Below are 13,037 nucleotides of genomic sequence, written 5' to 3'. Positions count from 1 at the left end.
TTTACTTACATTATTCAAAATCAACATTTGTTTTATATTTTTCCGAAAAAACCTAATTTAAAATAGGTTTGCAACGTAAAGAAAGCTAGCCATGCCAGCTTTCTTTACGATCCAATATGCTCTTCCTTATTTACAATAATACCTTTATGGTCGATTTCAAGCTCACATACTTTCATATCTGTAAATACTCTCGCTAATTGCTCAGCGATTTCTTGACGCTTCTCATATGGCGTTAATATAAAAATAGATGGCCCCGCACCACTAAGTGCTGTGCCGTACGCACCAAATTCTTTTGCGCATTTACGAATAGATGGTAATAATGGTACGAGTTCTAAACGATATGGTTCGTGAAAATGGTCTCTCTCCATCATTTCACCTACAACTTCCCACCGCTTTTGACATAATGCAGCTACTAATACGTTACTTATCGCACTAGCTTTAACTGCCTCATGAAACGGAAACATCTTTGGTAATACAGATCGACTTTCATCTGTATTTAATTCTGCATTCGGAATGAGAGAAATTACACCCAATTCCTTGCTCTCAATTCTTACGACGGAAACATCCTTTCCATCAAGTGCTCCAATTACAGTTCCACCTAATATAGAAGCAGCAACATTATCAGGATGTCCTTCAAAATTTGTAGCAATTTGAACTTTTTGATCAGCAGTTAAGTTCAAATTGCCTAGTTGATTCGCAAGCTCTATCCCAGCTACAATCGCTGATGCACTACTTCCTAGCCCTCTCGTTAATGGGATATTACTAGTAACTTCTATTATATGGGGTGATATAGAAGGACATACTTTACATGCCGTGCTAACGATTAAATTTTTATCGTCTGTCGGAATTGATTCTTCAAAGGAATGGATTACTTGCCATTTATCAGCTTTTTCTTTAACCACCACACCTAAATACAATGACAAAGCTATTCCAACTGAATCAAATCCAGGACCAACATTCGCCGTACTAGCAGGGACACGAACGCTAAATGGTATCACGACATAATCACCCCTTTAATATGATCTTTAATTTGTTCTATATCATTTGACACACTTGCGATGTCTAGTTGATTTGAAGAAATAGCGATATCAGGATCCTTCAAACCATTTCCAGTTAATACCGCAACAACTGTTTCTCCCTTTTTGATTTTCCCAGATTGAACATGTTTAATTACGCCGGCTAATGAAGCATTTGATCCTGGTTCAGCGAAAACTCCTTCAGTTTTTGCTAATAACCTATACGCATGTAAAATTTCTTCATCTGATACCATATCTATTTCACCACGAGACTGCTCGGCAGCCTCTACTGCATACGACCAACTTGCTGGGTTACCGATGCGAATCGCTGTTGCAATTGTTTCAGGCTCTTCAATTACATGTCCCTTTACAATTGCAGCTGCTCCTTCCGCTTCAAAGCCATGAATTCTTGGCTTTTTATAACCTTTTTCTTTCTCATATTCACAGAAGCCTTTCCAATACGCTGTAATATTCCCTGCATTCCCAACAGGGATAGCTAGAACATCTGGTGCATTTTGCAATTGGTCACAAATTTCAAACGCTGCTGTTTTTTGCCCTTCAATTCGATAAGGATTTACTGAGTTTACTAACGTAATCGGCTCTTCTGCAGCAATATTTCTTACAGCCTTAAGCGCATCATCGAAATTCCCTTCTATTGAAATAATTTCAGCTCCATAAGCGACCGCTTGCGCTAATTTTCCATGTGCAATCTTTCCTTCTGGTATTACGATAATGCATTTCATCCCAAGACGTGCCGCATATGCTGCAGCTGACGCTGATGTATTACCTGTTGATGCACAAATGATTGCTTCTGAACCTTCTTCTTTCGCCTTAGCAACTGCCATGACCATACCACGATCTTTAAAAGAACCTGTCGGATTCGCTCCTTCGTACTTACCATATAGCTGAATCCCTAATTGTTTTGATATATTTAATAATGGAATAAGTGGTGTGTTTCCTTCCATTAAGCTGACATCAGGTGTATTTTCATTCACCGGTAAATAAGACGCATATTGTTTTAATAGTCCTTTATACATATTGTTTTTCCTCCTCAATAATGTAGTAACTGTTTATTTCACTTGCGACAGCTTCTATCGCTTCTAAAACTCGTTCAAATTGATACTTGGAAGTTCGATGTGTCACAACAACGACTTCTGCCAGTTCACGGTTTAAAGGTAATTGAATAACCTCTTTTAAACTTACAGAATAATTAACGAAACATTCTGTTATTTTTTGTAACATCCCAGGCTCATCTTGTAATGAAATGCGTAAGAAATATTTCGAAACTACTTCTTCATCACCTTGTAATTCATAAGGAACTGGTTCTTTTAACGCACTTTTATTTTTTGGAACTTGATTCATATTTTTAACGATTGAAATAATATCACTTACTACAGCAGAACCAGTCGGTAACTTCCCAGCTCCGGGTCCATAAAACATCACTTCTCCTACCGCTTGGCCATGGACATACACCGCATTAAATTCATTATTCACATTTGATAATGGATGCTGGCTCGGTAAAAGCGTCGGTTCTACACTTAAATGAATGGCTGGTCCTTGTTTTTCAGCCTTACCAATTAACTTCATAGTAAATCCTAACTTTTCAGCCATTTGTAAATCTTCTTTTTCGACCTTTCGAATCCCTCTTACTTGCACATCATCTAATGAAACATTCATCGAAAAACCTAAGTTTGCAAGAATTGCTACCTTTCTCGCCGCATCTAGTCCATCTACATCTGCTGTCGGATCCGATTCTGCAAAGCCTAATTTTTGTGCTTCCTGTAAAGCCTCTTCATAAGACCATCCATTTTGACTCATTTTTGTTAACATATAATTTGTTGTACCATTTACAATTCCCATTATTTTTTCAATTTGATCTGATGCTAGCCCATCAGTTAGTCCTCTTAACACTGGAATACCGCCCGCTACACTCGCTTCGTAACATAAATCACAATCATTATCGTTCGCCAGTTGAAGAAGCTCTGCACCATATACAGCCATTAAATCTTTATTTGCTGTTACGACATGTTTTTTATTTCGTAAAGCCTTAACAATATGCTGTTTTGCTTCTTCAATTCCGCCCATTACCTCTACTACAATATCAATATTTGAATCATTTAGAACTTTATCTGCATGACTTGTTACTGCAATCCCGTCAATACAAACATCGCGTTCTTTTTCCAAATCACGTACAACGACTGTTTTCACTTTCACTTCGTATCCTGTATCAAGAGCGATTTTTTTATAATGTTCTTTCAAAATATGGACAACACCACTTCCGACCGTACCTAAACCTAATACCCCAACATTTATAACGTTATTCATCTTCTAATCTCCTCCTACAATTTTATTATTTATCTCTATCAATCACCTTACTCTGCTTTTTTGTCATGCAGGTGGTGGTTATTTCCGTACTTATAAATCGTTTCATGTTACCGCACCTCCTTTCAAAGTAATAAAAAAACACATTCATCCCTAGGAAAGGGACGAATGTGTTTTCGTGGTTCCACCCTTGTTCCAATCTAGACGTATCTCCTTCTAGATTGCTCAAGTTCAGATAACGGCTGATACCGCCAATAATTACTAGATTACTCGTTCACTATTGAAGTTCAAAGGTGGTAAAATCATTTCTCGTGTTAGGAAGCTCACACCCTTGGCTTCCCTCTCTGTAAACCGTAAAAATGATTTCGTGTCCTTATCGTTACTTTTTTCGTTCATGTTTATTTGTTAACTCATTATACTCGCATAAAAAACAAAATCAATACTATTTTTTAATTATTTTAAATTTTCAATCCTTTATACCATAAAAAAACACACTCATCCCTAGGAAAGGGACGAATGTGTTTTCGTGGTTCCACCCTTGTTCCAATCTAGACGTATTTCCTCCTAGATTGCTCAAGTTCAGATAACGGCTGATACCGCCAATAATTACTAGATTACTCGTTCACTATTGAAGTTCAAAGGTGGTAAAATCATTTCTCGTGTTAGGAAGCTCACACCCTTGGCTTCCCTCTCTGTAAACCGTAAAAATGATTTCGTGTCCTTATCGTTACTTTTTCGTTCATGTTTATTTGTTAATTTATTATAGTTATCAAATTTTTAAAAAGCAAGCCTATTTTTACTAACTATTTTCAAAATAATTTTTTATTATATTTCACAATAGCATTATGCAACTGCCACTCAATTTACCTATTTTGTCATTTCTTCAGTTTATAAATCAACGGTTCATATATAAAGTGAAACTTTAATCAGTGGGGATTTTGTTCATCCCCACTGATTATTAGCCTTCACCAATCGGGCTTTTACGGGCAGTTGATCCCCACCTAACTTCTTTGCTTTCGCTGAATTTGGAGATAGGGGTGTTACTGCCCGTTAATGCGGGATAAATTCCCATTCTAAACCCCGTACATACTCACCTTACAAAATTATATCAATAAAATTTTTAATACAATCTTTTTGTATAACTTTCTTCTAAAGAACGTGCAACATCTTCTTCTGAAGCATTCACTTTCGCATGCTCTAACAACATTTTTGCTGCTGAAGGTAACTCTTTTTTATGTAACCAAGATTCTGGATCCCACATCTTAGAACGAATAAACGCTTTTGCACAATGAATGTAACACTCTTCTATTTCAACAACAATTCCAAGCAACGGATTACGTCCATTCGCCTGCATTTCTTTCAAAATTTCTTCATCGTTTGTAATATACGCTCGGCCATTTATTCTAAGTGTCTCCCCAAGACCTGGAATAAAAAAGATTAGTCCTACACGTGGATTTGAAATAATATTCAAAATGGAGTCTATACGACGATTTCCTGGCCTTTCTGGAATGATAATTTTATTATTATTGAGTACGTATACAAATCCAGGTGCGTCTCCTCTCGGCGAGGCGTCACACTCCCCCAACTTATTTGCAGTAGATAATACTAGAAAAGGCGATTTAGAAAGGAAATCTACACAATGGTGGTCTAATGATGAAATAACTTTTTTCAATGCTCGCTCACTTGGTTTCCTCAATATTTTCCGTAACTCTTCCTCTGTTGAAATAATCGATTTTATTTCCATACGCTCTATCTCCACTTATAATCGCCCCTTTTTCTTTATTTTCCCAAAATTCAATACGAATATTGTATAATAAAATTTGCAGAAAGGGGAATTAAAATGACAGAGTGGTTAACAATATTTGATTCTGAAAGAAATACACTTGGGAAGAAATTACGCGATGAAGTGCATCGTGACGGTGATTGGCACGAAACATTTCATTGTTGGTTTGTAGAAAAAAATGATGAAGATATGTTTTTATATTTCCAATTACGCTCTAAAAATAAAAAAGAAGCTCCACTTATATGGGATATTACTTCAGCTGGACATATTATGCATGATGAAGATGTACAAATTGGTGGTCTTCGTGAAATCGAAGAAGAATTGGGGCTTTCCTTTCAAACTACTGATTTAGTATACAAAGGAATCTTTAAAATAGATTATGAAATTTCAAATCTTACTGATCGTGAATTTTGTCATATGTATTTTCACAATGTCATCAATCAACTTCCATTCGCACCAGGTGAAGAAGTAGACGATGTGATGAAAGTACATGCAACTTCTTTTCTACAACTATTAAATGGTGAAATTTCATCTTTTACAGCTACTTCTGTTTTGAGCAATAAACCCATAACGATAACTTTTGATGATATTTATCCATATGATCTTGCATACTATGAATTTGTTATAGAGAAAGGAAAAGAATTATTAAAAAATAATAGTTTATAAATAAAATAGGACTCTTAGCATAATATTGCGTAGAGTCCTTTTTTTATTATTGTTCAAGTATCTTTAATTTATTCTCTACTTGTATAAATAAACGAATAATTAATAACAGCATAACCACCATAATCGCTATTATTGTATGTGGATATCTAAACAGTATACTAATAACACTTCCAATTAACATCATGATGAATCCATTTTGCTTCATCACTTCTGCACTATACCTGTTACCCGCACCCCATAATTCCTTATTTTTCATAGATCGTTTCGTACGATAACCATATGCCGCATTAATATCGGTCGGTGGATTCTTTTGAAGAATAATTGCCGCAAGTATAAAAATAATACTAATCAATATGCTTATTCCTATGTTTACTAGTGCATAAATCAATTATATCCCCCCTAACTTACACTTTCATTATACGATACAAACCTTATTTTCCCAATTTATAACACATTTACTTTCTTTCTTTTGATGTCTGGAACATACTTGGAAGTGTTACAAAACGTGCCCCTTTCGTTTTTAACTGCGGAATGATTTTGTCTAGTGCATCTACAGATCCTTGTAAATGCCCACCTGGTGTTGAATGTTGGAGGATGACACTTCCAGGAAATGAATTCCCTAACACATTATTTGTAATCGTATCAGCACTCACACCTTTCCAATCAACCGTATCAACACTCCACTGTACAATCATAAAATTTTGCTCTGTGGCCCATTTTAATTGATTTTCAAGTATTTCACCGTATGGCGGACGTATAAACTTCGGTGCATAACCAGCTAAACGATTTAATATTTCTTCCGTTTTTATAATTTGATTACGGTACTCATCCTCATTTACTTTCGCTAAGTTCGGATGACTATACGTATGATTACCAATTACATGCCCTTCATTCGCAATACGCTTTACTACGTTCGGAAATTTTTCTGCGTTTTCACCAAGTAAGAAGAAAGTCGCTTTTACATTATGTTGTTTTAACTTATCTAAAATTTTTGGCGTAAATTCTAAATCTGGTCCATCATCAAATGTAAGAGCTACTTCCGCTTTATTATACGGTCCGGAAAATGCGTACGCATATTTTTCGACCCATGAAAATGGTGTCCACGATCCACGCTCATATGCTTTCATTTGTACTTCATAGTTTTGAGGGGTATATACGTATGGCAATGAACTTATATAGTCTCCATAATAAAATGAGTTATATGGCATATAAGCATACGAAACATCTCGTTCTAGTCCCCATTGATATGGAGCAAACATTTGTGGCGAATAAAAATAATACATGATAAAAAAACCTCCCTAATTTTTCATATGTGATTCCTCTGCACTTTGTTAGAGAAATTGTTATTCATAAACAAAAAATAAGACTGTCCTTAATTAGGACAGTCTTGCTGCTTTATATTATTAATAAATCGATGTACTATCTTTCGGCAAAGCTTTCACATGTTTTAAATAGTTCGTCACTTTATCATCATCATCTTGCGGATATTGATATTCATACGTGTTAGCAATTTCGTTCGCCACTTCCCTAAATAAATCACCCATGACAAAGAATGAATCCCATATGTTTTCATATTCTGCATTAGAAAATGTCCTTTTAAATTGCTCCCACATATCTTCTTCAATATATTGCTCAAAATGCTTTCCAAACTTCCCTGTATTAACTGTAAAGTCTGTTTTCATACCAATATACCATTCTAGCATTACGATGAACATATCTCGCACTGGTCCTTCAAGCATTCCTTTTGCATAAGAAAGCTCTTCTCTCCATAGCCCTTTTGCCACATTCGTACTACACCACCAAAATTCATTACAGCAATCCAAAAACTCTTTTTCTGTAGGCTTTTTTATTAAGTAATCCTTATCGCTTGCTGGCGGGAATCCTTCCATACAATTATCTTTATCAAGAAGCAGTTTACTTAAACTATCTTGTCCAACGAACTTTTTTATTAACTCAACTGGAACTAGCGTTAAATCAATCCGATTCCCATCCATGAACTGCATTAAATATGGAAACTTCCCATCTTCATCTGGTTGAACTAACGACATTTCTTCTGGCATTTGTACTATCATTATTTCTCCAAATCTATGAACCCAATTATGATTAGACGTAAAAGATTGTATATCATTTACAACATACATAATATCATAGTCTTGAAAACAATCTCTTTTCACATTTGGATTTACACGCGATCCATTCATGATAACTGCTCGAATTCTTTCATCCTCTTTTGCTATATTTATAATTACGTCTAACATTTCTTTTTCAGTTCTCATCTACTTATATCCTCCAATTTTTTAATATATAATATAGTGTTATGTATATTGGAGGTCCACGAGCTAATCTCGTTATACACGATACATGTTATAATTTTTGAAACTTCTTTTTCATCCCTTTTTCCTCCTTACATCACTCTTTTACAACTGCCATCCCTTTCAATTTCCCAATGCTTTCTACCATTCACTTTTAATTATACCGAAAATTCTGTCTCGAATACAAAAAATAAAGAAAGGACATCTACCCCTTACAGAATAGATATCCCTTCTTTTAAAGTTAAATTTAATTCCTATGGATTAGTAGACCAAAGCCCAGCAGATTTAATAAATGTACGTTTATTTAATTTCAGCTGCGCTACGATAAATTCTGCAATATCTTCCGCTTGCATTACTTTATCAGGGTTTCCATCAGTTAATCCTAAATCTACAGCCATATCAGTTGCTACTGTACTTGGAGTTAAAGCTGTTACACGAATGTTATGTTTGCGAACTTCCATCGCTAACGATTCTGTTAAGCCAAGGACACCAAATTTAGAAGCACTATATGCACTTGTTAAAGGTGCACCTTTTTGTCCTGCTGTAGATGAAATGTTAATGATATCACCAGATTGTTGTTCAATCATGCTCGGTAAAGCTGCACGAGTTGCATAGTATACACCCATTAAGTTTACTTGAATGATTTTTTCCCAATCAGCAACGTCTAGTTCTAAAAACTTACCGAATTTAGAAATACCAGCGTTATTAATTAAAATATCAATAGATCCTAAACCATTTTTTAACGTTTCAATCGCAGTTGTTACTTCTTCGTATGAAGAAACATCTGCAGTTGCAATAACAGCTTTTACGCCTTCTACTTCTTTCGCTACAGCTTTTAAGTTTTCTTCTGAGCGAGCTAAAAGTCCTACATTTACGCCTTCTTTCGCTAATGCAATCGCTACAGCGCGACCAATCCCTCTACCGGCTCCTGTAATTAAAGCATTTTTACCTTGTAATAATTCTGCCAAGTATAACACTCCTTAATCATTTCAGTTATGTATTATATTAAAATTGTATCTATGTTTATGTAAAAAGGCAATGATGCACTTTCATGTGCGTAGGTTACTTGTAGGTAACTATAGAAAGTTTTTATTTATAAGTTTCATTTTTTTACCATTATTCATGTAAAATAAAAACAAATCCAGCATAGGGGAGTGTATGAGTATGAAAAGCGAAGGAAAAGCTTATCAATATAATTGCAGTAACGGCAAATGCATTTTTAAAGAGAAATAGTGTTAGAAGGTTCTCCTTCTAACACTATTTCTCTTCATGATTCGGCATACGCACAATAAATTCAGTACCTTTTCCCTCCTCACTCTCCACTTTTATCTCTCCTTGATGAAGGTCGAGTACTTTCTTTACAATAGCTAAACCTAAGCCACTTCCTCCATAGGCACGATTTCGTGAAGAATCCGCTTTATAAAAACGTTCAAAAATATGTTGTTTCTGTTCTTCTGATATACCAATTCCTGAATCACGGATACGCACTTCCACTACTGTCTCATGTTCCTTTAACTGAATAGTAATCGTACCACCGCTTGGAGTAAATTTAATACTATTATGAATTAAATTAATCCACACTTGACTCATACTTTCTTGGTCAGCAATAACATGTACTTTTTCTAAATCTAGTTCTAACTCAATTTCTTTTTCAGCCCAGAGTGGTTCACTATTTAACACAATTTGCTTTAACTGTTGATCTAATCGATAACCCACTCTTTCTGGTGTATACTCTTCTGATTCTAAAAGAGTTAGCTTCAATAAGTTTTGACTTAGTTTAGATAATCTCGTTGTTTCAGTTTCAATAATGGTAAGATAATGCTTTCTTTTTTCCTCAGAAAAATTATCTTCTTGTAGTGCTCTAGCAAATCCTTTTATAGAAGTTAATGGTGACTGTATTTCATGAGAAACATTCGATACAAATTCTTGTCTCATTTTCTCCATCGTATTCAGTTCATCTGTCATATCATTTATACTTTTTACGAGCACGCCAATTTCTCCATCATACTTTTCTTCATTTCGTATTTTTACGGAGAAGTCTCCTTTTGCAATTTTTTGTATCGGTTCAATAATAGTCCAAATCATCGCCTCTCGTTTTGGTCTCATTAATATTCCAATCAATGTCCAAATAAGAATAATAAATACAAAACCGACCATATCACTAATTAGAAAGGCAACAAACGGCGATACGTTTACGTCAAAAGCATTCAATATACTAGTTGCTACATAAAATGCGATAGACCAAATGATAGTAAGAAAAGAAAAGAGCGCTAATACCGCTCCAAATACTTTCAGCATCTTCAACTTACTCATTCGTTTTCTTTTTCTCATTTACTTACCTCTAAGCGATACCCTAATCCTCTTATTGTTTTAATACTAAATTTCGACTGCTCTTCTTGAAACTTCTCACGTAACCGATTAATATGAACGTCTAGTGTACGCTCATTCCCTTCAAAATCATATCCCCATATTTCTTCAATTAATTGCTCTCTCGAACAAGTTCTTCCCGATTTAGACCCTAAAGTAAAGAGCAGCTCAAATTCTTTTAACGGTAATGTAACCGTTTGTTCTCCAGATGTAACTTCGAATGTTTTACGATTTAATAATACATTTCCAACTTGAATCGATTGGGAAACTGTAATTTGGTAACGTTTCAATAATGCCTTTACTCTCACTACTAATTCTATAGGGTCAAATGGTTTTACAAGATAATCATCTGTCCCAAGGTGAAATCCTTTTACTTTTTGTGATGTTTCCCCTTTGGCAGTTAGCATCAGAACCGGGATATCATAGTATTTTCTTAATTCAAAACATACATCAAATCCATCCATATTTGGCATCATGATATCAAGAATAACCATATCGACTTTTACGTCATCCATTTTCTGAAGTGCATCTACTCCATCAATTGCCTCATATGTTTGAAAACCTTCTCGTTCTAAAAATACCGAAACGAGTTCTCTAATGTGTGGATCGTCATCTACTATTAAAATTTTAGGTATCAAAGGAACCATTTCCTTTCTACTTAGCATCTAATATATTGTTTAAAAATGAATCATCAGTTGAGTAAAATCCCACTGATGATTCATTTTATAATGCCCCCTCTTTAATTTTCAATTGCTGCGTTGCAAACTCACGATACATATCATGCGTCTGTAATAATTCATCATGCGTACCACTACCTGTAAGATTCCCTTTCTCAATAAAGACAATTTTATCTGCATCTACAACAGTAGAAAGTCTATGCGCAATCACTAACGTTGTTCTGCCTTTCATTAAGTTATTTAACGCTTTTTGAACGACAGACTCAGATTTACTATCTAAGCTTGAAGTCGCCTCATCTAACATAAGAATTTGCGGATTTCGAAGTAACGCTCGGGCAATGGCAATTCGCTGTCTTTGTCCTCCAGAAAGTTTCACACCGCGTTCTCCAACTTCTGTTGCATAACCGTTTGGTAAGTCATGAATAAATGCATCAACATATGCCATTGCAGCTACTTTTTCAATTTCTTCATCCGTTACTTCGCCCTCGACACCATAACAAATATTATCACGAATCGTTCCATCAATTAACGGACTATCTTGTGATACGTAACCAATTTGACGTCGCCATGACTCTAATGAATAACTCGTAATTGATTCTTTTCCTAATTTAATGGCACCACTAGTTGGCTCATAAAAACGTTCCAGTAATGAGAATAACGTTGTTTTCCCACTACCACTTGGTCCTACAATCGCTGTCACTTTTCCAGATTCAATTGTGAAATCAATATTTTTCAAAACTTGCTCTTCTTCGTTATACTCAAAATGTACATTCTCAAGAACGATCGGTTGCTTAGCATTTGTCACTTTCACACCAGTTTCATGATCTTCTACTTCATATTCTAAAATCGTACTAATTCTTTCCGTTGCACCAATTGCCTTTTGGAATTGTGTAAAGAACATAGATAATTGACTCATTGGCATTACAATTTGAACTAAATACAAAATAAACGCTACAAGTTCACCGGTTGTTAATGCACCGCTAGAAACTCGCATCCCGCCATACCCTACGATAATAACAAGTAGTGCCATTAAAACAAACGACATAACTGGCGAAATTAATGCTTGCACTTTTCCTTCTTTCAAACCAAATTGTAATAACTTTTGTATACCTGTATTACCCGTTTCATATTCTCTCTTTTCTGTATTTGAAGATTTCACTAAACGAATTTCTGATAACACTTGCGTTAACACACTTGTAAAAGATGCAGTTTCATCTTGAAGCGCTTTTGAAATCTTATACATTTTTCGTCCAAGTGGAACTAAAATTAACACAGACAGCGGAATAACCGTTAAAAGTAACGCAGTCATTTTCCAATCTAAAACAAATAATACAATTAACGATCCAACAATTGAAATACCACCTGTTAATAAGTTTGACAAATGCTCAGAAATTAACGTTTTCACAACACCTGTATCATTCGTCATACGGCTAATAGTATCACCTGTTCTATTTTGATCGTAATAAGATACCGGCAAGATAAGTACCTTTTTCCACAAACGTTCTCTTAGTCCCGCTACAATCTTCTGCCCAATATAATTTAGTAAATATATAGACAACCCTGCCGCAATAGTTTGCATTACAAAGAAAGCAACTAACCCAACAATTTGTCCTGCACTAATTGAAGAAAGCGAAAAATTATCTACTAATCCTTTTGTCAGCATAGGAATAAATAAACTCGCTCCCGTAGAAAGCAAACTCATTAACAACGCAAAAACTAAAATTCCTTTCGGAGGATTTGTATCTTGAATAAGGCGTAAAAACTGCCTCCAACTCCCTTTTTTCTTTATTTCATTTCTAACTTCCATTCCTGTTCATCTCCTCATGTTAAACAAAACTGTTCTTTCTAAAATTAGAATACGATACAAATGTAAACTGAATGTAAACACACTTTT

General features: G+C 35.1%; 12 protein-coding genes, 1 pseudogene and 2 other annotated features. Of the genes and pseudogenes, 2 read left to right on the top strand and 11 right to left on the bottom strand.

Annotated features, from left to right (window positions below; all coding sequences use genetic code 11):
• Positions 1 to 104: 104 nt before the first annotated feature.
• The 4 genes from thrB to NST27_RS09500 form a co-directional block, all read right to left on the bottom strand.
• A complete protein-coding gene (gene thrB, locus NST27_RS09515) occupies positions 105 to 998 on the bottom strand; it encodes a homoserine kinase (protein ID WP_000612105.1) in 894 nt (297 codons plus the stop codon).
• Positions 995 to 2,053: a threonine synthase gene (gene thrC / locus NST27_RS09510; RefSeq protein ID WP_000276439.1), complete on the bottom strand. Its 1,059-nt coding sequence runs from the start codon at positions 2,051 to 2,053 to the stop codon at positions 995 to 997. Before thrC ends, thrB begins: the two co-directional genes overlap by 4 nt.
• Positions 2,046 to 3,341: a homoserine dehydrogenase gene (locus tag NST27_RS09505; protein ID WP_047385973.1), complete on the bottom strand. Its 1,296-nt coding sequence runs from the start codon at positions 3,339 to 3,341 to the stop codon at positions 2,046 to 2,048. The genes thrC and NST27_RS09505 overlap by 8 nt, the downstream gene beginning before the upstream one ends.
• 154 nt (positions 3,342 to 3,495) lie before the next feature.
• Positions 3,496 to 3,727: a binding site (T-box leader), on the bottom strand.
• 116 nt (positions 3,728 to 3,843) lie between these two features.
• Positions 3,844 to 4,075, bottom strand: a binding site (T-box leader).
• A 383-nt stretch (positions 4,076 to 4,458) separates the two neighbouring features.
• Positions 4,459 to 5,097, bottom strand: coding sequence for a pyridoxamine 5'-phosphate oxidase family protein (locus NST27_RS09500; protein ID WP_061661732.1), 639 nt, complete (start codon positions 5,095 to 5,097; stop codon positions 4,459 to 4,461).
• Between the two features lie 81 nt (positions 5,098 to 5,178).
• On the opposite strand from NST27_RS09500, the gene NST27_RS09495 reads away from it, so the two are divergent.
• On the top strand, positions 5,179 to 5,787 hold the full coding sequence (locus NST27_RS09495) for an NUDIX hydrolase (protein WP_000141391.1): 609 nt from the start codon (positions 5,179 to 5,181) through the stop codon (positions 5,785 to 5,787).
• Between the two features lie 46 nt (positions 5,788 to 5,833).
• Here the strand turns inward: NST27_RS09495 and NST27_RS09490 are convergent, their stop codons facing one another.
• The 4 genes from NST27_RS09490 to NST27_RS09475 form a co-directional block, all read right to left on the bottom strand.
• Positions 5,834 to 6,175 (bottom strand): SdpI family protein, encoded by a 342-nt coding sequence (locus NST27_RS09490; RefSeq protein WP_000638563.1) that lies wholly within the window; start codon positions 6,173 to 6,175, stop codon positions 5,834 to 5,836.
• A gap of 67 nt (positions 6,176 to 6,242) precedes the next feature.
• Positions 6,243 to 7,070, bottom strand: coding sequence for a peptidoglycan-N-acetylglucosamine deacetylase (locus tag NST27_RS09485; protein WP_000291224.1), 828 nt, complete (start codon positions 7,068 to 7,070; stop codon positions 6,243 to 6,245).
• Positions 7,071 to 7,190: 120 nt separating this feature from the next.
• Positions 7,191 to 8,063 (bottom strand): aminoglycoside 6-adenylyltransferase, encoded by an 873-nt coding sequence (locus NST27_RS09480; RefSeq protein ID WP_001258543.1) that lies wholly within the window; start codon positions 8,061 to 8,063, stop codon positions 7,191 to 7,193.
• 290 nt (positions 8,064 to 8,353) lie between these two features.
• The gene (locus tag NST27_RS09475; protein WP_047385970.1) at positions 8,354 to 9,067 is read right to left on the bottom strand and encodes a 3-ketoacyl-ACP reductase; all 714 of its coding nucleotides are present in this window, start codon (positions 9,065 to 9,067) and stop codon (positions 8,354 to 8,356) included.
• Between the two features lie 196 nt (positions 9,068 to 9,263).
• Between NST27_RS09475 and NST27_RS29545 the strand changes: the two are divergent.
• Positions 9,264 to 9,332 (top strand): annotated as a pseudogene (locus NST27_RS29545) (DUF3139 domain-containing protein); the annotation flags it as partial.
• 24 nt (positions 9,333 to 9,356) lie between these two features.
• On the opposite strand, the gene hitS reads toward NST27_RS29545, so the two are convergent.
• From hitS to NST27_RS09460, 3 genes are all read right to left on the bottom strand, one after another.
• Positions 9,357 to 10,430 (bottom strand): envelope stress sensor histidine kinase HitS, encoded by a 1,074-nt coding sequence (gene hitS, locus NST27_RS09470; protein WP_047385968.1) that lies wholly within the window; start codon positions 10,428 to 10,430, stop codon positions 9,357 to 9,359.
• Entirely contained in the window at positions 10,427 to 11,104 is a 678-nt protein-coding gene (gene hitR / locus NST27_RS09465) for an envelope stress response regulator transcription factor HitR (RefSeq protein WP_000612414.1), read from the bottom strand. Before hitR ends, hitS begins: the two co-directional genes overlap by 4 nt.
• A gap of 85 nt (positions 11,105 to 11,189) precedes the next feature.
• Positions 11,190 to 12,950 carry an ABC transporter ATP-binding protein gene (locus NST27_RS09460; RefSeq protein WP_000453867.1) on the bottom strand — a complete coding sequence of 587 codons (1,761 nt, stop codon included), beginning with the start codon at positions 12,948 to 12,950 and terminating at the stop codon, positions 11,190 to 11,192.
• Positions 12,951 to 13,037: the final 87 nt, after the last annotated feature.

The sequence above is a fragment of the Bacillus sp. FSL W8-0770 genome (assembly GCF_038008705.1).
Classification (GTDB): Bacteria; Bacillota; Bacilli; order Bacillales; family Bacillaceae_G; genus Bacillus_A; species Bacillus_A cereus.
Note: the sequence above shows the minus strand (reverse complement) of the source record. Positions and strands in the feature narration are given on the sequence as shown.

Coding starts and splice junctions, on each gene's coding strand:
- thrC (WP_000276439.1), bottom strand. CDS start 2,053: ATGTATAAAGGACTATTAAAACAATATGCGTCTTATTTACCGGTGAAT.
- NST27_RS09460 (WP_000453867.1), bottom strand. CDS start 12,950: ATGGAAGTTAGAAATGAAATAAAGAAAAAAGGGAGTTGGAGGCAGTTT.
- NST27_RS09480 (WP_001258543.1), bottom strand. CDS start 8,063: ATGAGAACTGAAAAAGAAATGTTAGACGTAATTATAAATATAGCAAAA.
- NST27_RS09505 (WP_047385973.1), bottom strand. CDS start 3,341: ATGAATAACGTTATAAATGTTGGGGTATTAGGTTTAGGTACGGTCGGA.
- NST27_RS09485 (WP_000291224.1), bottom strand. CDS start 7,070: ATGTATTATTTTTATTCGCCACAAATGTTTGCTCCATATCAATGGGGA.
- hitS (WP_047385968.1), bottom strand. CDS start 10,430: ATGAGAAAAAGAAAACGAATGAGTAAGTTGAAGATGCTGAAAGTATTT.
- NST27_RS09495 (WP_000141391.1), top strand. CDS start 5,179: ATGACAGAGTGGTTAACAATATTTGATTCTGAAAGAAATACACTTGGG.